Raw genomic sequence first — 17,701 nt, 5'->3', positions numbered from 1 at the left:
CGGCGCGAGAGGCCCCCGAGGCGCCCGCGGGCCGACCGGGATGCCGACCGCACCGCCCCGGCCTACGCTCGGTGGCATGCCTCGCCGCCAGCTCCATATGACCGGCGCAGCCGACACTCCGCTGCGGGCGGCCCTGCGCGGTCTGCGTGACGAGCTCGATCTGCCGGCCGACTTTCCGCCCGCCGTGCTCGCCGAGGCGGCCGAGGCCGCGAAGGCGCCGGACCTGTCGGGCCACCGGGACGCCACGGACCTGCCCTTCTTCACGATCGATCCGCCCACCTCCACGGACCTCGACCAGGCGATGCACCTGGAGCGGCGCGGGGACGGCTTCCGGGTGCACTACGCCATCGCCGACGTCGCCGCGTTCGTCCGGCCGGGCTCGGCGCTCGACGCCGAGGCCCACCACCGGGTGACCACCCTCTACTTCCCCGACGGCAAAGTGCCCCTGCACCCCACCCTGCTCTCCGAAGGGGCGGCCAGCCTCCTCCCCGGAGAGACCCGCCCGGCCGCGCTCTGGCAGATCGACCTCGACTCCGAGGGACGCCAGACCGCCTGCGAGGTGCGCCGGGCCCTCGTCCGCAGCAGGGCCAAGCTCGACTACGCCGGTGTTCAGCGGCAGATCGACGCAGGCACCGCGGAGGAGCCGCTCGCCCTGCTCAAGGACATCGGCCTGCTGCGCGAGGAGCAGGAAGTCGCCCGGGGCGGCATCTCGCTCAACGTGCCCGAACAGGAGATCGTCGAGCGGGACGGCGCCCTGGACCTCGACTACCGGGTGCCCCTGCCCGCCGACGCCTGGAACGCCCAGATCTCCCTGCTCACCGGAATGGCAGCCGCCCGGATCATGACGGAGTCGGGTACCGGCATCCTCCGTACCCTGCCGGTCGCCCCCGACGGTGCCGTCGCGCGCCTCAGGCTCTGTGCCCAGGCCCTGCACATCGACTGGCCGCACCACGTCCCGTACGCCGAGGTCGTCCGCTCGCTCGACCCCCACCTGGGCAACCACGCCGCGTTCCTGCAGGAGTGCACCACGCTCCTGCGCGGCGCCGGCTACACCGTCTTCGAGCACGGCGACCTCCCCACCCCCGCCGTGCACGCCGCCGTCGCCGAGCTCTACACGCACTGCACCGCGCCGTTGCGCCGCCTCGTCGACCGGTACGCCGCCGAACTGTGCCTCGCGGCGTTCGCCGGCGGGGAGCCCCCCGAGTGGGTTCTCCGGGCGCTGCCCGCACTGCCGAAGGAGATGGCGGAGGGAACCCGCCGGGCCAACACCGTGGAGCGCGAGTGCGTCGACCTCGTCGAGGCCGCGCTGCTCAAGGACCAGGTGGGGGCGGTCTTCGACGGGTACGTGATCGACGTCAAGGACAACGAACCGGCCGTCGGCACCGTCCACATCGAGGACCCGGCGATCGTCGCCCGGATCGAGGGCGGCACCGTCCTCCCCCTGGGCGAGCGGCTGCGGGTCCGGCTCACGCAGGCGGACCCTGGCTCGTCGAAGGTGCTGTTCGCGCCCGCATGAGGGCGGCGACCGCGGCGCGCGGGTCATCGGCGTGGAAGCGGACGGTGTGCGCGACACCGCTCCTCCCCAGCGGCCGTACGAACACGACCGGACCGGTGAGCTCCACGGTCACGGTGGTCTGACTGCCCACGGAGAGGTCGAGCACCCCGTCCGGGTGCAGCGTGACCAGCCTGCCTTCGGGGTAGCGCCGGTCGACGCGCGCGGCGGTGACCGAGGACGCGGGGATCCGCAGATCGAAGAGCCCGCCGTAGCGCAGTCGCAGGGAGCCGTCCTCGCCCACGACGTGCGGCCGGGTCACGCAGGCGGCGTGCATGGCGAGGACCAGAACCACCCCGTACACGTCCAGGACGAGCAGGACGCGGTGCACCACGGGCCAGGGAATCACCAGGGCCAGCATCACCGTCTCGACGACGGAGACGAAGAGCAGCCCGTACATCATCGCGGTCTGCGGCCCGGTGTACGGGACGGCCAGCGCCTCGGCCGGCACCCCGTGACGCCGCCGCAGCAGCCACAGCCACAGACTGTGCAGAGCCCGCGCCTCGTGCGCGACCAGGCGGCGGACCGGGACAGGGACGAGGACCCGCAGTGCCGCCCCCAGCGCCTCCCGGCGGCCCGAACCCGCCCGCCTCTGCCCTGCGTACAGCGGCCACAGGACGCAGACCTCCAGAGCCACCGCGGCGAGCACCAGCGCCTCGGTCGCCAGCAGTGCGGCAGCGGGTATGCGTACGCCCGCCACCAGGCAGACCATGACGGCCAGTTCAGCCGGCAGGACCGCCCAGACCACGGCGCGAGCCGTCCGTACGCTCATCGGTTCCTCCCCCTGTTCACCTCGGTGGTCAGCGCGGTCATCATCCGGCGCACCACCTCTGCCTGCGCGGGTGCGTACTCGTCGAGCAGGGCCTCGCCGAAGCCCGTCATGACCGGTCCGTCGGACGGGATCACAGCGAGCACCTCGGCCGGCACGACAGCCGCCAGATCGGCGGCCAGCGGGGCGATCCGGGGGTCGTCCACCGGGGCGTCGACCAGCTCGTCGAGCCGCTCGTACAGACGCAGTACGGCCGGGTCCTCGGCCAGCGGCCGCAGGGCGGCGTACACCGCGTCGGCGCCGTCGGCCCCGTCGAGCAGCGCCAGGTGCTCGCGGTCCTTGACGGCTGCGGGAGAGTCCGTGTCCGGTGCCGCGCCGAGCAGCGCCCGGAGTGCGGGGGAGACCGGTTCGTGGCCGCTCACCGGCCCCTCCAGCAGCCCGGCCAGCCGGCGCCGCCGCTCCCGGATCTCGTGCTCCTGGCGGGCCAGGTCGGCGTCCAGCTCGCCCAGCACCTCGACGAGCTCGCGCCCGGCGTCGTCGGCCAGCACGTCCCGCACCTCGTCGAGTCCGAGGCCGAGCTCGGTGAGCCGCCGGATCCTGGCCAGCAGGACCGCGTCGCGGACGCTGTAGGCCCGGTAGCCGTTGGCCCGGCGCGCGGGCTCGGGCAGCAGGCCGATGTGGTGGTAGTGCCGAACGGCCCGGGAGGTGACTCCGACGAGCGCGGCGATCTCTCCGATGCGCATGAGGCCAGTAGAAACCCTGACGCTGCGGCAAGGTCAAGCGGCTCCTGTCCGGACGGCTCCGAAGGCTCCGCGACCTCCTTCGGCACCCGCCGTGTGCGGGCGGCTCGTCCCCGTCTCGTACGATCGCGCCTTTGGACACGGAATCCCGGACTCCGCACCAAGGAAGGGTTCACGCGTGAGCGACCTCGCCACCGGCCAGGAGATCAGCAGGCCCCGGCAGATCGTCGCCGCCGCCCGGGCTCTCCTGGAGGAGGAGGGCCCGGAGGCGCTCACCATGCGCCGGCTGGCCGACCGGGTGGGCTTCACGGCGCCCTCCCTCTACAAGTACTTCCCGGACAAGTCGTCCGTGGTGGCCGCCCTGGCCGGCGAGATGCTCGGGGAGGCGGCCGAGGTGCTGGAAGCGGCGGAACGGGAGGCCCCCGGTTCCTTCTCGGCCCTCGCCGCGGCGTACCGCACCTACGCGCTGGCCCACCCGCACCTCTACCTCCTCACCATGGGCCGCCCCGTGAACCCCGCCGCCGGCGTGCAGGACGCCGCGGCTGCCCCGCTGTTCCGCGCCGCCGGCGGCGACGAGGACCGGGGCCGGGCGGCCTGGGCGTTCGCCCACGGGATGGTGGTCCTGGAACTCAACGGCCGCTTCCCGCCGGGCACCGACCTCTCGGCGGCCTGGGAGGCCGGTATCGCGGCCTTCACGGTCTGACGGCGAACCGAGCGCCCCGCCCCGCCGGGTAGCATGGTCGACACGGCAGACGAGCCGGGCGGACGGCCGCGTGGGGATCCCCGGATCCTCCCGAGGAACGTCCGGGCTCCACAGGGCAGGGTGGTGGCTAACGGCCACCCGGGGTGACTCGCGGGACAGTGCCACAGAAAACAGACCGCCCGGGACCTCGGTCCCGGGTAAGGGTGAAACGGTGGTGTAAGAGACCACCAGCGCCTGAGGTGACTCAGGCGGCTAGGTAAACCCCACCCGGAGCAAGGTCAAGAGGGACCGTCGCAAGACGGTCCTGCGCGAACGTCCGAGGGCTGCTCGCCCGAGTTCGCGGGTAGACCGCACGAGACCGGCAGCAATGCCGGTCCTAGATGGATGGCCGTCTCCCCGGCCGCCGCGAGGCGACCGGGCGACAGAACCCGGCGTACAGCCCGACTCGTCTGCCGCCTTTGCGTTTCTGCCTCGAAAGGGCCCCCGACCTGTGTCGGGGGCCCTTTCCGGTCTTCCGGGCGCAGTTCGGGTTCAGGCGAACAGCCGCTCGAGGACGACGGCGACACCGTCCTCGTCGTTGCCCGGCGCCATCTCGTCCGCCGCTGCCTTGAGTTCGGGATGGGCACCGGCCATGGCCACGCCGTGGGCGGCCCATTCGAGCATGGGGAGGTCGTTCGGCATGTCCCCGAACGCGACGGCGTCCGCGCCGGTCAGGCCCAGGCGGCGGGCGACGTAGGCAAGGCCTGTCGCCTTGTCCAGGCCCAGCGGCAGCAGTTCGATCTCGCCCGGGCCCGCCTTCGCCACTCCCACCAGGTGGCCCGCGGCCCGCGTCGCGATCAGCGCCAGGGCGTCCTCGTCGAGCACGGGATGCTGCACGTAGATCTTGCGGAGCGGCGCCGCCCACAGCGCGTCCGGGCCCGCGTCCGGCACGATCGGCACCTGGCCCGCGAGGTCGAGCCGGTAGCCGGGGGCGGCCACCACCTCGCCGTCCACGCCGTCCCGGTCGCCGGCCGTCACCAGCGGCCCGGTGACGGCCTCGATGGCCGCGAGGGCAAGCCGTGCGCGTTCCCTGTCGAGGATGACGGAGGTCAGCTGTGTGTGCGCCGCCGCGTCGTACACCTGCCCGCCCTGCCCGCAGACGGCGAGCCCCGTGCAGCCCAGGTCCGCCAGCACGTGCCGGGTCCAGGACACGGACCGGCCGGTGACGACGACGTGCCTCGCTCCCCGTGCCGCGACGAGCGCCAGCGCCGCCCTGGTCCGGGCCCCCACGGTGTGGTCGGAGCGCAGCAGCGTCCCGTCCAGGTCGGTGGCCACGAGGGAGAACCGGCGCGGGAGCGGCTCCTTTGCCGCTTCGGTGGCTGTTCCCGTGGTCACGAGGTCATCCTCCCGTGCTGCGGTAGTGACGGAGATTCCAGTTCCACAGCCGTTTCGAGATCAGGAACAGCAGGAGGCAGACCGCCGGGGACCAGGGCGCCAGCCACGAGAGCAGGCCGTTCTCCGGTGTCCTGTCCAGCAGGACCAGCACGGGGAAGTACGCGACGAACGCGAGGGGCAGTACGAAGGTGAAGACGCCCCGGAGGAACAGGGGCAGGATCGACAGCGGGTAGTTCCCGATCGTCGCCATGATGTCGTCGAGCCATTTGCCCACCCCGTGCGCGAACGGCGAGCGCAGCAGCAGTGCCGCCAGCGGCAGTTGGACGGCCGCCTCCAGGAAGACCCCGCCGATGATCGCCGCGACGAGATAGAGCACGGCGGCGGGGGTCCAGTCCACCGGAGCCTGGCTGACGGCCATGGCGCACACGGTGACGCCGACGGTGAAGTCTCCCAGGGCGTTGATGTTGAAGCGGCTGATGAGGATCTGCGTCAGTACGGACAGCGGGCGCAGGAAGAACCCCTCGATCCTGCCCTCCTCCACGAGTTCCAGCAGGGCGTCCGACAGGTTCCCGAACACCATGGTGAAGAGTCCGTGCGCCATGAGCCGCATGCCGACGATGAGGAGCACGCCCCCGGCCGGGAAGTTGCCGAGCCCGTCGAAGCGCGTGAGCAGGACGGCGGCGAACGCGAGCGTGGAGGTCTGCCACAGAATGCCGAACACGACCTCGAACGCGAAGTCGCCCGGGTACTCCATGCGGCCCCGGATGTTCACGGCGGTGGCCTTGAGCACGAACCTCAGCACGTGCGCGGTCCGGCGGGCACGGGCCCGGATCCGTGGGACGGGGGCACCATCGGCCATCACTGTCACTGCTCAGCCTCCCTGAACGGTCACGCGCCGGGCCGCGCGCGACCAGACGAACCGGGTGAGCAGGGCTAGTACGACGACCCAGCACACTTCTTCCACCAGGTGCCGGGGGGCCTGATCGAGCGGAATCCGGCCCACATAGATCGAGATGGGGACGCTGATCGTCGTCGCGAACGGCAGCACCGACGCCGTGCTCAGCAGCCAGCCGGGCAGGAACCAGAGCGGCACGAACACCCCCGAGAGCAGGTCCTGCACAAAGCTGTACATGCGTGTCAGCCCGGTGTTCGAGACGAGCCAGAAGGTCGCGAGGTCGACCAGCTGGCCGAGGTAGTACAGGATGATCTGCCCGAGCACCAGGCTCACCACGAACACCGCGCCCACGGCAGCCGAGGCAGGCGGTTGAAGCGCCCCCGTCGCGAGGGCGACCAGATAGCCGACGAGCGCCCACATCGCTCCGTACGCCATGTCTCCGACGGAGCGGTACATGTAGTAGCGGCCCGGTGAGATCGGTCTGAGGAACCAGTAGACGATCGTGCCTTCGCGGGTGCGCTGCGGCAGGGCGTCCTTGGAGACCATGCGGCTGTTCCACCGGATGCGGCCCAGCAGGATCGCGAGGATCACGTAGCCGACGGCCTGGTCGACGTCCAGACCGGCGACGGACGTCCTGCCGCGGTAGACCGCGGTCCACAGCAGGTAGTACAGGTATATCTGCACGCCCAGCATGAACGGCGCGAGGAAGAAGCGGCCCCGGTAGGCGATGGTCTGGTAGAGGGGGGCGATGCGCCAGATCCGCCAGGCGCGGCTCCGGACGGGTGCCGGGGCGGCAGCAACGGCGCTCATGCGAACTGGGTTTCGTTCTCGGCCTCATAGGCGTTGCGCATCAGTTCCTCCAGGTCGGTCTCCTCCACCGCCATGCCGACCACCGGGAACCGGGCGATCAGGGCCCGTACGACATCCTCGGGCGTGCTGTCACCCTCCGGCGCGAGCGTGGCGCGCGTCCCTTCGTGGGAGAGCACCCGCGCGCCGGGCACCAGCACCTGCGCCACCGGCTCACCGAAGGTGACGCTGACGACCCTGCGGGCGCCGTGCTGCTTCTTCATGTCGTCGAGCGTTCCGTCGAACATCAGCCTGCCGTGGTTGATGAGCAGCACCCGCTCGCACAGCCGGGCGACATCGGTCATGTCATGGGTCGTCAGCACGACCGCGCGGCCCCGGTCGTGCACCTGCTGCAACAGGAACGCGCGCGTGCGTTCCTTGGCGACCACGTCCATCCCGATCGTGGGCTCGTCGAGGAAGAGGATCGCCGGGTCGTGCAGCACCGCCGCCGCCAGGTCGCAGCGGACCCGCTGCCCGAGCGACATCAGACGGACCGGGGTGTCCCAGAACTCCGATACGCCCAGCACCTGGTCGACATCGCGCATGCGGTGCTCGTAGTCGTGGAGGGAGATGCTGAAGATGTCCCGGATCAGGCCGAAGGAGTGGCGGGCCGGCAGGTCCCACCACAGCTGGGTCTTCTGGCCGAAGACCGCCCCGACGGACAGGGCGTTGGCCGTCCGGTCCTCCTGCGGGACGCGTCCGTCGACGTACACCTCGCCGGACGTCGGTGTGAGGATCCCGGTCAGCATCTTGATGGACGTCGACTTGCCGGCCCCGTTCGGCCCGAGCAGGCCCACGAGTTCACCGCGGTCCACGGACAGCGTCAGATCGGAGACGACGGTGCGCTCGTCCTTCACGGGGCTGATGAGCGACCGCACCGTGCCGAAGCGGCCGGTGGCCGGCCGCCTCACTCTGTACGTCTTGGTGAGGCCGCGGGTCACGATGGCCGCAGATTCGCTCGGCATTCCAGTTCCCTTCGGTCGGCGGTCGGACGTGACCGCCCTATTGGTGCGTCCGATGCGTCAGTTGATGCGTCAGCGCGAGAACAGCCGGCTCAGCTCGGCGATGTCCGGCGGACCGCTCGCCAGGTCCGGGTCCTTGACGGCGTCCAGGCCGGTCTCCCATTTCTCGCCGGTCCGGCTCCCCTCGGACCCCCGACCCGTTCCGGCGGGAACGGGGTCCCAGGCGGCGCCGTCGAACGGGAACTTCAGGACGCGCGCCACCGACCGCATCGCCCTCTCGGCGGCCAGCGGAGCGAGGGTGAGTTTCGACGGGCTGGCGACGATCGCGCGGCCGGCGAGGAAGTCGTGGCCCAGCCCGTGCGAGACCGTGCCGCTGCTCGGTACGAGGCCCGACTTGACGGCCGCGTAGCCGGAGACCGTGGCGACGCCCGCCAGGCGCTCGGGGCTGATGATCCTGCGGAGCGTCAGCAGGATCCGGTGTGCCCACCATCCGGGCAGCTGGCCGGAGGCGCCCCACGCGCTGTCGAAGGACTGGAAGTCGGACACGAGCCACGTCGTCCCGCTCTCGTGTCCGGTTCTGCTCGCCAGGAAGAGCCCGTGCTCGGTGCCGGCCGGGAACACCGCGCTGATGACGGGCAGGTCCCCGCGCAGTACCAGCACGAACGACTTGCGGCAGCGCACGACGGGCGGCAGCCCGGAACGGGCGAGTATCCCCGGCGTGCCCGCCCCCGCGGCGACGACCACCGCACGGCTCCGAACCGTCAGCCCTGTTCCGTCCGGGCGCTCGAACTCGCAGTGCACGCCGCCCGGTTCCTCGGAGAACCCGGTGAGGGTCCCCGCGTCGACGTCCACTCCGCACGCGGCGATCCGCGCACCGAGGTGACGCAGCACCTGACCGAAGTCGTGGGTGGCCTCCTCGCTCCTGAAGCAGGACGCGAATCCGCCGCCGAGCCAGTCGGGTGCCTCCACCGCGGAGACCGGAAGGCCGCAGGACCGCCAGAACTCGGTCGCGCCCCGCGCCGCCTCAGGGTCGGAGAACGACACGAGCGAGTGCGAGGTGACCGGTGACGTGTCCCTCAGCAGGGCGTCCCAGTGCTCCCGCGCGCGGCCGAGGAGCGGCGGCAGCAGCGGCTCGGTGCGGCCGTACGCGTACCCCCGGTGGAGATAGCCGTGCGACTGGCCGGACTGGCCGGCGCCCACCCCGTGCGGCTCGACCAGCAGGACACGTACGCCGTGGCCGGCCAGCCCCAGGGCGGTCAGGACTCCCGCCATGCCCGCGCCCGCGACCACGACGTCGTAGCGGCGCGTCACCGCACATCCCCCGCACCGGGAGCCGACGGGACCCGGTGGACGCGTTCGACGGAGGCCACCAGCCCCGACTCCTCGGAGATCCCGACGAGCCACCGCGCCCCGGAGGCAGCCTCCAGCACCAGGCCCGCGTTTCCGCACCCCGATGCGGAGCGCAGCGGGCCGAGGCCCGCCAGCAGCAGCCGTTCCTGCGCGTCCGGTGCCGTGCCCGGACGACAGGTCACATCTCCGCTGGTGAGGCTGATCGTTACGTCGATGAAGAGGGGGACCAGGACCTCCGCCGTGTCAGCCGACATCGTCCGCCGCCCTGAGCAGTGCGAGCGCGGCGAGAGTGGCGGAGTCCTGGATCCCGTTGCCGCGTGCGAGTGCGCACAGGTCGTGCCACGACAGCGTGCGTACTTCCATGTCCTGCTCGAAGGGGTCCCGATCGGTCGGACCGGAGTCGGCCACGTCCGCGAGGTAGGCATGGCAGGAGGTCACGGAGAACCCGCTGCTCTCCGCGAAGGTCCCCAGGTGCCTCAGCGCCGTCACCCGGTGGCCGGTCTCCTCCAGGGCCTCGCGGCGCGCCGCCTCCTCGGGTGACTCGCCCTCACCGATACCGCCCTGGGGGAACTCGATGCTGCGCGAACCGTCGAACGCGGGCCTCGGGAGGTCGACCACGACGTACCGCCCGCCCAGACGTGCGGCCACCAGGACGGAGTCCGCCTTGCTGACCATGAAGTACTCGTGCCGGCCGCCCACGGCGTCCTCGTACCGCTTGCGCAGCACGGAGAACCAGGGGTTGCGGTGCACCGTGTCGCTCTGGGTTTCACGCATCGGACACCCGCTCAGGTCAGGGGCTGCAGGAACGCCTTGGACAGGGGGTGTTCGCCGCGGCAGAGTCCTTCGTACGCGTCGGCCAGCTCCTGGGCACAGGAGGTGTCGCGTGCCTGGTGAGGGGTCACACCGTCGACGCTGTCGACGAGCCGGACGCCCAGCAGGGTGCCGGCGAGCACCACTTGCGCTCCGTACAGTTCCTCGCGCAGCACGGCCCGCTCGGTGACCGTGTACCCGAGGCCTCGCGCGATGTCGAGCAGGATCCGCTTGGTGAGGGAGTCCAGCACCCCGGCGCTGACCGGAGGGACGAGAACGGTCCTGTCGCGGACGAGCAGGACGGCGGCCCCGTCCGCCTCGGCGACGTGGCCCCGTTCGTTGAGGATGATGATGTGCTCGACGCCATGGGTGAGGCGCTCACGTTCGAACACCCGGAAGTCGAGGTAGGAGCCGCCGGACTTGGCCAGGGGGCCGATGGGCCCGCCGTAGCGGCTGTGGCTGCTCACGGCGGCGCGCACCGCGGGCGGGGTCACCGGCCGGAACTCGAATCCGCCGATGTACATGGCTCCCACGCTCTCGGGGGCCAGGCTCGACCGTCCGCGTGCCGCGTAGAACGTCGGGCGCAGATACACGTCGACGCCCGGATGCCGGGCCGCGACCTCGGCCAGCGCGGCGAAGACCTCGTCCCGGTCGTACCGCGTGGGATGTCGGCGATGCGCGCGGAACCGAAGAGCCGGTCCACGTGCTGCTCCCCGGCCAGGAGCCGGTGCTCCTGTGCCCCCTCGTCCCAGAACGCGGTCATCCCCTCGAACACGTTGGCACCGCGGAGCGCCAGCTCGTCCCAGACATGGACCCTGGCCTCCTCCCACGGCACACACGTTCCGTCGAACCACATCACTCGCTCGCCCACAGTCCCCCACCCTCGTTCCGGCAGATCCCCATCTGCCGCGAGCGGACCCCGTGCTCGTCCGCGACGCATTCCCTGTCCGTTCGCACTGCTGCACTACGCGCGTGGCGTCGCCACGAGTTGTATTCCGCCGATGTCGAGGCGGGCCGGCTGCTCCGTGTAGACCATGAACGGCACGTCGACATGGTCGAACTCGACGCCCACCCCGGCCAGTTCGGCCAGCGGCACCTCGAAGGTCACCCACTCGCCCACGGGCAGCTCCCGCAGCCGGTCGGCGATGTCGAGCGCCGGCTGCTGGGGGTAGTCGTCGTGGCAGGTCAGGTGGAAGGGCCCGGCCGGGGCCTCGAAGACCCGCACATGGAAGGAGAGCCTGCCGCCCGCCGCCGCGAAGTCACGGAGGTCGTACGGCTTTCCGCCGCTCTCCCGGGCGTACACGAAGGTCCTGATGTCCCTGAAGGTCAGCGAGACGGCGTCGCGGTGACTCAGGTGGTCGATCGGCTCCACGGAGATGAATGCGGTCTCCGTCCTGCTCTCCGACGCGATCGGCTGCGGCCCGTTGTCCGTGGCGCTGTACTCGAAGACATAGGGGTCCGCGCCCGGCCCGATCGCCACGCGGGCGGCGGTGAGCGACGGAGCTCCCGCGGCGGTCTCCTCCTCGTCGAGCGGAAGCGGCCCGGTGGAGCCGACGGCCGCGTCGCCGGTGCCCTGCAGGGTGAGCCCGTACCCGTACGGGAAGAGCGGTTCGTGGCCGGAGTCCACGGTCGCCGCGTGGCGGCCGCGGGGCCAGACGAAGCTCAGCCGGCCCTGGAAATCGTGGGCCCGCTGTCCCTGGGGGTCGAGGAAGAGGAGGTCGGTGATGCCCCTGGCGTCGGGGCCGGGCAGCCAGGCCGCGACGAACGCGTCGGAGAGGTTGATCTCCTCGGTCATGTACAGCGGGCGTCCGCCGAACGCGACGGTGACGACCTTCGAAGCGGACTCCCGCAGTCTGCGGAGTACGGCGAGGTCGTGCGCGTACGTGGGCTTCAGCTCGGCGTAGGCGATGCTGCGCCACGGCTTGATGTCGCCGAACATCTCCGCGTAGGGGTCCTCGCCGATCGCCACCAGGACGACGTCGTACTCCGAGGGGTCCGCGTGCTCCAGGCGCGGATCGACCGTGCAGCGGTCCTCACCGACGATGGACCTGACCGCGTCCGTCACGGTGAAGCCCCCGGGGAAGTCGTCCATGCCGACGTCGTCGCCCTGCCAGGTCACCGTGTACCCGCCGGTCTGCTTGCGCACCGCGTCCGCTGCACTGCCGGTGATCAGGACCTTCGAGGTGCGGGCCAGCGGCAGCGCGGCGTTGTCGTGCTTGAGGAGCACGAGGGACTTGCGGACGGCCGTACGGGCGAGTTCCCGGTGCTCGGGGGCGCCGAGGGCGGTCGCCCGGTCCTCCGGCCGGCGCTCCACGGGCGGCTGCTTGTCCCACAGGCCCGCCCGCTGCTTGACCCGCAGGATGCGCAGTACGGCATCGTCGATGCGGGACATCGGGATGTCACCGGACCGCACCTGCTCGACCGCGCTGTGGTACACCGCCTGCCACTTCTCGCGGGTCGAGACCATGAGGACGTCGACACCCGCTTTGATGACGTTGCCGGCGTCACCGGGTGTGCAGCCCTCGACGTAGGGGTGGGCGTCCCAGTCCCCGATGACGATGCCGTCGAAGCCGAGCGCGTCCTTCAGGACGTCCGTGATGAGGTACTCGCTGCCGTGGATCCGCGTCTCGACGCGGCCCGACCCCTCCCAGCCGCTGTAGGTCACCATGACCGACTGGGCGCCTGCCTCGATCCCGGCGAAGAAGCCCCGGGAGTGGACGTTGCGCAGTTCGTCCTCGCTGCACCGGGCGATGCCCCGGTCCTCGCCCTCGAAGGTGCCTCCGTCCCCGACCCAGTGCTTGACGCAGGAGACGACCCCGGAACCGGCGCGCAGGGAATCGGCCTCGCCCTGCAGACCCTTGACCATGGCGTGCGCGTAGGCGTGCACGATCTCCGGGTCCTGTGAGTAGCCCTCGTAGCACCTGCCCCAGCGCAGGTCCCGCGGTGTGGTCACCGTGGGGGCGAACGTCCAGTCCATCCCTGTCGCGGCGACCTCCCGGGCGGTGGCCGCGCCGATCAGGCGGACCAGCTCGGGGTCGCGTGCGGCGCCCAGGCCGATGTTGTGCGGGAAGATCGTGGCCCCGTGGACGTTGTTGTGCCCGTGCACCGCGTCGCTCGCCCACATGAACGGGATCCGGAACGGTCTGTCCCGGTAGGCCTCCTCTGCCGCCTCCCAGAACCCGCTGATCGTCCTGGCCCACTCCTTCGCACCTGACCTGCGGTTCCCGTCCGGCCAGCGTCCGGCGCCGTTCAGTGCGGAGCCGATCCGGTAGGCGCGGACGTCCTCCGCGGTCAGCTCGACCAGGTCGGGCTGGATCATCTGCCCGATCTTCTCCTCGAGCGTCATCTGGACGAGGATCGCGCGGGCGGCCTCCTCGACCGCCCGGTCGATGCCGATGTCCGACAGCAGGCGTGGCCAGGCCGGGAGATGGTCCAACCGATTCAACGTGCTCCTCCTGCGACGTATGGGCGTGCGGTGTTCCGAGGCGTGCGGTGGTCCAGAGCGTGCGGTGTCCGGGGCTCGTGCGGCCGACGCCGCGTCACTGCCCAAGGCGTGACCGGCGTGCCGGACCCGATGCGCGACGGGAAACGGGGTGAGAGCTGCGGGCGGACCGCCACCGGTCGGCGCGAGGGGCTGTACCGGATGGCGGGCTGAGCTGCGGAGACAACCGACAGGAGAGCGCTCTCCATATCGATCTTTGAATCCTGGCACCGGCCCAACAGGTTGTCAACAAGCTTTTGGCATAGGTGAGTTGGACACTCCGGCCAACTCCCGACAAGCTGCGCCATCCACCTCGCACCCTCCCAAGCCGCGTCGCCGGAACGTGCTGCGTGCCCGCTCCGACGGTGTGGGCGGCCACTGGACCGCCGGGCGCTCCGGCCCACGCGCGCCCCGGAAAAGGCCGCGCCGTTCCCCGACGCCCCTGGTATAGCTGTGCGTTCACGAGCGAGGGAGCAACGGGATGACGGCGGACGAGTCGGCACAGCAGGCAGGGAACCCGATACGGCTGCGCGCCGCGTCGGCCCGGGACGCCGAGGAGATCACCCGGGTCTTCCTGGACTCGCGGGCCGACGCCCTGCCCTACCTGCCCCGCGTCCACAGCGATGAGGACACGCTCGCCTGGATCACCCACGTCGTGCTTCCCGGAAGCACGGTGTGGGTCGCCGAGAGCCGGGCCGGGGACGTGCTCGGGTTCGCCTCGCTGGACACGGACGGGGCCGAACTCGACCAGCTCTACCTGCGCCCCGGCGCCCTGCGCCGCGGCATCGGCTCGCAACTCCTCGCCCTGGTCAAGGAGGCCTCGGGCGGGGAGCTGAGCCTGTACACGTTCCAGCGCAACACCGCAGCCCGCGCCTTCTACGAGCGGCACGGGTTCACCGCGGTGTCCTTCGACGACGGCAGCCGCAACGAGGAGAAGGAACCCGACGTGCTGTACCGGTGGAGCGCGGCCGCCGGCTCGGCTCGCGGCAGCATCTGACGCCGCGTGCTGATCCGCCGGGGACGACGGGGCAGCCCTTAGCATCGGCTCCATCGCCGAGCACGGGAGTCCGCCGCCATGTCCTTGCCACGCCTCGGAGTCGTGATCGTGACGATGGGCAACCGCCCGCGGGAGCTGGAGGCGCTGCTCGCCTCGGTGGAGAAGCAGGACGTGCCCGCGGCGAGAGTGGTGCTGATCGGCAACGCGACGCCCCTCACCGGTGTGGACGTCGCGGAGAACGTGACCAAGGTTCCGCTCGGCGAGAACCTGGGCTGCCCGGGAGGCCGGAACGTCGGTCTGGAGATGCTGCGCGAGTCGGGCGAGGTCGACGCCGTCATCGAACTGGACGACGACGGCCTGCTCGTCGCCGACGACGTGTTCCGCACGGTCCAGCGGCTGTTCGCGGCCGACCCGGGGCTGGGGATCATCGGCTTCCGGGTCGCGGACGAACACGGGCACACGGAGCGGCGCTGGGTGCCCCGGCTGCGTGCCGACGATCCGATGCGCCGCGGCCTGGTGACCGCGTTCCTCGGTGGTGGACACGCCTTCTCGATGCCCATGCTCAGGGAGACCGGCCTGTGGCCCTCGGAGTTCTTCTTCGGGCACGAGGAGTCCGACCTGGCATGGCGGGCGCTCGACGCGGGGTGGAAGATCCTGTACGAACCCGAGCTCGTCCTCCAGCACCCGAGGACGTCGCCCGCCCGGCACGCCGTCCACTACCGGTTCACCGCCCGGAACCGGGTGTGGCTCGCCCGCCGCCGGCTCCCCGTTCCCCTGATCCCGGTCTACCTCGGTGTGTGGATCGTCCTCACCCTGGTGCGCATCCGGTCCCTGACCGGCCTCGGAGCATGGTGGGGCGGCTTCGCCGAAGGTGTGCGGACGCCCTGCGCCCCGCGCAGGCCGATGAAGTGGCGCACCGTGTGGAGGATGACGCGGCTGGGGCGCCCGCCGATCCTCTGAGGGTGGCGGATCGGTCAGGATTCGAGAAGCGCGGGTCGCGGCCCCGCGCCTAACCTGATCGTCATGGACATCAGCATTCACGCGAGCTTCCTCCCGCACGACGACCCGGACGCGTCCCTGGCCTTCTACCGCGACGTCCTCGGCTTCGAGGTCCGCAGTGACGTCGGACAGGGCAAGATGCGCTGGATCACGGTCGGTCCCGTCGGCCAGCCCGGCACCTCCATCCTCCTGGCGCCGCCGGCCGCCGACCCCGGGATCACCGACGACGAGCGCCGCACCATCGCCGAGATGATGGCCAAGGGCACCTACGGCTGGATCCTGCTGGCCACCCCGGACCTCGACGGCACCTTCGAGAAGGTGCAGGCCGGCGACGCCGAGATCGTCCAGGAGCCCACCGACCAGCCGTACGGCATCCGCGACTGCGCCTTCCGCGATCCCGCGGGCAACCTGGTCCGCATCCAGGAAGTGCGCTGATCCGTCCCGTCGCCGGTCCGGCCGTGACGGCCGGACCGACGACCGCCTGAGGAGAACCGGCAGACCGCCCACCGCCGTCGAGCACCTCGCGGCGTGCTTCGGCATGCCTTCGGACGCTCGCGGACACCGACGAAAGGGAGTTCTCCCATGTGCCATCCCTCGTGGGGGCGCGCACGCATCGCGGCGCAGCGCCCGAGCGACGACCTCGCCCGAATGCGCCGCGTCCGCGACCGGATCGACCGGGAGTACGCACAGCCGCTGAACGTCGAGGCGCTCGCAGTCGGCGTGCACATGTCCGCCGGGCACCTCAGCCGTCAGTTCCGGCTGGCGTACGGCGAGTCGCCGTACTCGTACCTGATGACGCGGCGCATCGAGCGCGCGGCGGCGCTGCTGCGGCGTGGCGACCTCAGCGTCACCGAGGTCTGCTTCGCGGTCGGCTGCTCGTCGCTGGGCACCTTCACCACCCGGTTCACCGAACTGGTCGGCATGCCGCCCGGCGCCTACCGCCGCGGCGCGACGGCCGCTGTTCCGGGGATGCCGCCGTGTGTGGCCAAGCAGGTGACAAGACCGGTCAGGAATCAAGAAGCGCCGGCCGTCGAGCCGCAACTAGCGTGAAGACCATGAACTCCATCGAATCCGTCACCCTCGACGTGGCCGACCCGTCGGCCGCCCGCCACTTCTACTCCACCGCCTTCGGTCTGGACACGCAGATCGGCCTGCGGGCCTCGGAGGCACCCACCACCGGCTTCCGCGGGTTCACGCTCTCGCTCACGGTGTCGCAGCCGGCCGACGTCAACAGCCTCGTCGACGCCGCCGTCGCCGCGGGCGCCACCCCGCTGAAGCCTGCCGCGAAGTCGCTCTGGGGCTACGGCGGTGTCGTACAGGCCCCGGACGGGACGATCTGGAAGGTCGCGACCTCGGCCAAGAAGGACACCGGCCCCGCCACCCGGCAGATCGACGGGATCGTGCTCCTGCTGGGAGTCGCCGACGTGGTCGCGAGCAAGAGGTTCTACGCCGGCCAGGGCCTGGCCGTGGCGAAGAGCTTCGGCCGCGTGTACGTCGAGTTCGCCGCCGGAACGGGCCCCGTCACGCTGGCGCTGTACCGGCGCCGTGCCCTCGCCAAGGACGCCGGTGTCTCTCCCGACGGCACCGGATCGCACCGCCTCCTGATCGGCGGCGGTACCGGTCCCTTCACCGACCCGGACGGCTTCGCCTGGGAGTCAGCGTCGTCGGCACTCACGTCCTGACGTGCCACTTCCGCCGCACCTGCCACTGCTGACGGAGCCCGTCCCCGAAGGACGGGCTCTCCACGGACGACTGGAGGAATCATGACGGGCGCGCCGCCGCGTGGACGTGAGGAGAGGCTGCGGGACACCCGCGCGAAACTGGAGAGCGACGTCGACCTCTGGGTCGCGACATCGGGCTCCCCGGGCGGCGTCCACCTCATCCCGCTCTCGTACCTCTGGGACGGGACCGCGTTCCTCGTCTCGACGCCGCGCGCCTCGGTCACCGGACGCAACCTGCTGGCGGACCGGCGGGTGCGCCTCAGCCTCGGGCCGACCCGCGATGCCGTCGTCGTCGACGGCGTCGCCGAGCCGGTGGACCTCGACGGCCTCGCCCCGGGGACGGGCGACGCGTTCGCGGCCAGGACCGGCTTCGACCCGCGCGGCCTCGACGAGCCCTACCAGTACTTCCTGATCCGGCCTCGGCGCATCCAGGCCTGGCGCGAGGCGAACGAGCTGCGGGGGCGCGACCTCATGCGCGACGGCCGCTGGCTCGGCTGACCGC

The 17,701-nt window shown here is 71.5% G+C and carries 19 protein-coding genes and 1 other RNA gene; 9 read left to right on the top strand and 11 right to left on the bottom strand.

Features of this window, described 5'->3' with window-relative positions:
• The first annotated feature begins 76 nt into the window (after positions 1-76).
• Positions 77-1,516, top strand: coding sequence for an RNB domain-containing ribonuclease (locus ACFQ6X_RS00715; RefSeq protein ID WP_383173776.1), 1,440 nt, complete (start codon positions 77-79; stop codon positions 1,514-1,516).
• On the opposite strand, the gene ACFQ6X_RS00710 is transcribed toward ACFQ6X_RS00715, so the two are convergent.
• Both ACFQ6X_RS00710 and ACFQ6X_RS00705 read right to left on the bottom strand, forming a co-directional pair.
• On the bottom strand, positions 1,467-2,324 hold the full coding sequence (locus ACFQ6X_RS00710; protein WP_383173773.1) for a hypothetical protein: 858 nt from the start codon (positions 2,322-2,324) through the stop codon (positions 1,467-1,469). The genes ACFQ6X_RS00715 and ACFQ6X_RS00710 overlap by 50 nt on opposite strands.
• On the bottom strand, positions 2,321-3,064 hold the full coding sequence (locus tag ACFQ6X_RS00705; protein ID WP_383173770.1) for a MerR family transcriptional regulator: 744 nt from the start codon (positions 3,062-3,064) through the stop codon (positions 2,321-2,323). Before ACFQ6X_RS00705 ends, ACFQ6X_RS00710 begins: the two co-directional genes overlap by 4 nt.
• A gap of 175 nt (positions 3,065-3,239) precedes the next feature.
• Here ACFQ6X_RS00705 and ACFQ6X_RS00700 point away from each other — a divergent pair, with 175 nt between their 5' ends.
• Both ACFQ6X_RS00700 and rnpB read left to right on the top strand, forming a co-directional pair.
• Positions 3,240-3,764, top strand: coding sequence for a TetR/AcrR family transcriptional regulator (locus ACFQ6X_RS00700; RefSeq protein ID WP_383173767.1), 525 nt, complete (start codon positions 3,240-3,242; stop codon positions 3,762-3,764).
• Between the two features lie 50 nt (positions 3,765-3,814).
• An RNA gene (gene rnpB / locus ACFQ6X_RS00695) (RNase P RNA component class A) lies at positions 3,815-4,216 on the top strand.
• Positions 4,217-4,295: 79 nt separating this feature from the next.
• Here the strand turns inward: rnpB and ACFQ6X_RS00690 are convergent.
• The 9 genes from ACFQ6X_RS00690 to ACFQ6X_RS00650 form a co-directional block, all read right to left on the bottom strand.
• A complete protein-coding gene (locus ACFQ6X_RS00690) occupies positions 4,296-5,138 on the bottom strand; it encodes an HAD family hydrolase (protein ID WP_383173764.1) in 843 nt (280 codons plus the stop codon).
• A gap of 4 nt (positions 5,139-5,142) precedes the next feature.
• Entirely contained in the window at positions 5,143-5,997 is an 855-nt protein-coding gene (locus tag ACFQ6X_RS00685; RefSeq protein WP_383174576.1) for an ABC transporter permease, read from the bottom strand.
• A 12-nt stretch (positions 5,998-6,009) separates the two neighbouring features.
• The gene (locus ACFQ6X_RS00680; RefSeq protein ID WP_383173761.1) at positions 6,010-6,843 is read right to left on the bottom strand and encodes an ABC transporter permease; all 834 of its coding nucleotides are present in this window, start codon (positions 6,841-6,843) and stop codon (positions 6,010-6,012) included.
• Positions 6,840-7,844, bottom strand: coding sequence for an ATP-binding cassette domain-containing protein (locus tag ACFQ6X_RS00675; protein WP_383173758.1), 1,005 nt, complete (start codon positions 7,842-7,844; stop codon positions 6,840-6,842). Before ACFQ6X_RS00675 ends, ACFQ6X_RS00680 begins: the two co-directional genes overlap by 4 nt.
• 69 nt (positions 7,845-7,913) lie before the next feature.
• Positions 7,914-9,152 (bottom strand): NAD(P)/FAD-dependent oxidoreductase, encoded by a 1,239-nt coding sequence (locus tag ACFQ6X_RS00670; protein ID WP_383173755.1) that lies wholly within the window; start codon positions 9,150-9,152, stop codon positions 7,914-7,916.
• Positions 9,149-9,445, bottom strand: a complete 297-nt coding sequence (locus ACFQ6X_RS00665) for a hypothetical protein (protein WP_383173752.1) — start codon at positions 9,443-9,445, stop codon at positions 9,149-9,151. The genes ACFQ6X_RS00670 and ACFQ6X_RS00665 overlap by 4 nt, the downstream gene beginning before the upstream one ends.
• A complete protein-coding gene (locus tag ACFQ6X_RS00660; RefSeq protein WP_383173749.1) occupies positions 9,435-9,965 on the bottom strand; it encodes an NUDIX hydrolase in 531 nt (176 codons plus the stop codon). The genes ACFQ6X_RS00665 and ACFQ6X_RS00660 overlap by 11 nt, the downstream gene beginning before the upstream one ends.
• 11 nt (positions 9,966-9,976) lie before the next feature.
• On the bottom strand, positions 9,977-10,831 hold the full coding sequence (locus ACFQ6X_RS00655) for an aminotransferase class IV (RefSeq protein ID WP_383173746.1): 855 nt from the start codon (positions 10,829-10,831) through the stop codon (positions 9,977-9,979).
• A gap of 134 nt (positions 10,832-10,965) precedes the next feature.
• A complete protein-coding gene (locus tag ACFQ6X_RS00650) occupies positions 10,966-13,437 on the bottom strand; it encodes a glycoside hydrolase family 3 N-terminal domain-containing protein (RefSeq protein WP_383173743.1) in 2,472 nt (823 codons plus the stop codon).
• A gap of 526 nt (positions 13,438-13,963) precedes the next feature.
• On the opposite strand from ACFQ6X_RS00650, the gene ACFQ6X_RS00645 reads away from it, so the two are divergent.
• From ACFQ6X_RS00645 to ACFQ6X_RS00620, 6 genes are all read left to right on the top strand, one after another.
• The gene (locus tag ACFQ6X_RS00645; RefSeq protein ID WP_383173740.1) at positions 13,964-14,479 is read left to right on the top strand and encodes a GNAT family N-acetyltransferase; all 516 of its coding nucleotides are present in this window, start codon (positions 13,964-13,966) and stop codon (positions 14,477-14,479) included.
• 78 nt (positions 14,480-14,557) lie between these two features.
• Positions 14,558-15,439 carry a glycosyltransferase family 2 protein gene (locus ACFQ6X_RS00640; RefSeq protein ID WP_383173737.1) on the top strand — a complete coding sequence of 294 codons (882 nt, stop codon included), beginning with the start codon at positions 14,558-14,560 and terminating at the stop codon, positions 15,437-15,439.
• 63 nt (positions 15,440-15,502) lie between these two features.
• Positions 15,503-15,913, top strand: a complete 411-nt coding sequence (locus tag ACFQ6X_RS00635) for a VOC family protein (protein ID WP_383173734.1) — start codon at positions 15,503-15,505, stop codon at positions 15,911-15,913.
• 147 nt (positions 15,914-16,060) lie between these two features.
• Complete coding sequence (locus ACFQ6X_RS00630) at positions 16,061-16,528, top strand: helix-turn-helix transcriptional regulator (RefSeq protein ID WP_383173732.1); 468 nt, start codon at positions 16,061-16,063, stop codon at positions 16,526-16,528.
• Between the two features lie 5 nt (positions 16,529-16,533).
• The gene (locus ACFQ6X_RS00625) at positions 16,534-17,160 is read left to right on the top strand and encodes a glyoxalase (protein ID WP_383173730.1); all 627 of its coding nucleotides are present in this window, start codon (positions 16,534-16,536) and stop codon (positions 17,158-17,160) included.
• Positions 17,161-17,241: 81 nt separating this feature from the next.
• Positions 17,242-17,697: a pyridoxamine 5'-phosphate oxidase family protein gene (locus ACFQ6X_RS00620; protein WP_383173727.1), complete on the top strand. Its 456-nt coding sequence runs from the start codon at positions 17,242-17,244 to the stop codon at positions 17,695-17,697.
• The last annotated feature ends 4 nt before the right edge of the window (positions 17,698-17,701 follow it).

The organism is Streptomyces sp. NPDC056452, from assembly GCF_042796085.1.
Taxonomy (GTDB): Bacteria; Actinomycetota; Actinomycetes; order Streptomycetales; family Streptomycetaceae; genus Streptomyces.
This window is presented reverse-complemented; position numbering and strand designations above follow the sequence as displayed.

What these genes read in the sequence shown, in the direction of transcription:
- ACFQ6X_RS00675 (WP_383173758.1), bottom strand. Translation starts at nt 7,844, where the DNA reads ATGCCGAGCGAATCTGCGGCCATCGTGACCCGCGGCCTCACCAAGACG.
- ACFQ6X_RS00715 (WP_383173776.1), top strand. Translation starts at nt 77, where the DNA reads ATGCCTCGCCGCCAGCTCCATATGACCGGCGCAGCCGACACTCCGCTG.
- ACFQ6X_RS00640 (WP_383173737.1), top strand. Translation starts at nt 14,558, where the DNA reads ATGTCCTTGCCACGCCTCGGAGTCGTGATCGTGACGATGGGCAACCGC.
- ACFQ6X_RS00705 (WP_383173770.1), bottom strand. Translation starts at nt 3,064, where the DNA reads ATGCGCATCGGAGAGATCGCCGCGCTCGTCGGAGTCACCTCCCGGGCC.
- ACFQ6X_RS00630 (WP_383173732.1), top strand. Translation starts at nt 16,061, where the DNA reads ATGTGCCATCCCTCGTGGGGGCGCGCACGCATCGCGGCGCAGCGCCCG.
- ACFQ6X_RS00680 (WP_383173761.1), bottom strand. Translation starts at nt 6,843, where the DNA reads ATGAGCGCCGTTGCTGCCGCCCCGGCACCCGTCCGGAGCCGCGCCTGG.
- ACFQ6X_RS00645 (WP_383173740.1), top strand. Translation starts at nt 13,964, where the DNA reads ATGACGGCGGACGAGTCGGCACAGCAGGCAGGGAACCCGATACGGCTG.
- ACFQ6X_RS00620 (WP_383173727.1), top strand. Translation starts at nt 17,242, where the DNA reads ATGACGGGCGCGCCGCCGCGTGGACGTGAGGAGAGGCTGCGGGACACC.
- ACFQ6X_RS00625 (WP_383173730.1), top strand. Translation starts at nt 16,534, where the DNA reads ATGAACTCCATCGAATCCGTCACCCTCGACGTGGCCGACCCGTCGGCC.
- ACFQ6X_RS00660 (WP_383173749.1), bottom strand. Translation starts at nt 9,965, where the DNA reads ATGCGTGAAACCCAGAGCGACACGGTGCACCGCAACCCCTGGTTCTCC.
- ACFQ6X_RS00635 (WP_383173734.1), top strand. Translation starts at nt 15,503, where the DNA reads ATGGACATCAGCATTCACGCGAGCTTCCTCCCGCACGACGACCCGGAC.
- ACFQ6X_RS00710 (WP_383173773.1), bottom strand. Translation starts at nt 2,324, where the DNA reads ATGAGCGTACGGACGGCTCGCGCCGTGGTCTGGGCGGTCCTGCCGGCT.
- ACFQ6X_RS00665 (WP_383173752.1), bottom strand. Translation starts at nt 9,445, where the DNA reads ATGTCGGCTGACACGGCGGAGGTCCTGGTCCCCCTCTTCATCGACGTA.
- ACFQ6X_RS00685 (WP_383174576.1), bottom strand. Translation starts at nt 5,997, where the DNA reads ATGGCCGATGGTGCCCCCGTCCCACGGATCCGGGCCCGTGCCCGCCGG.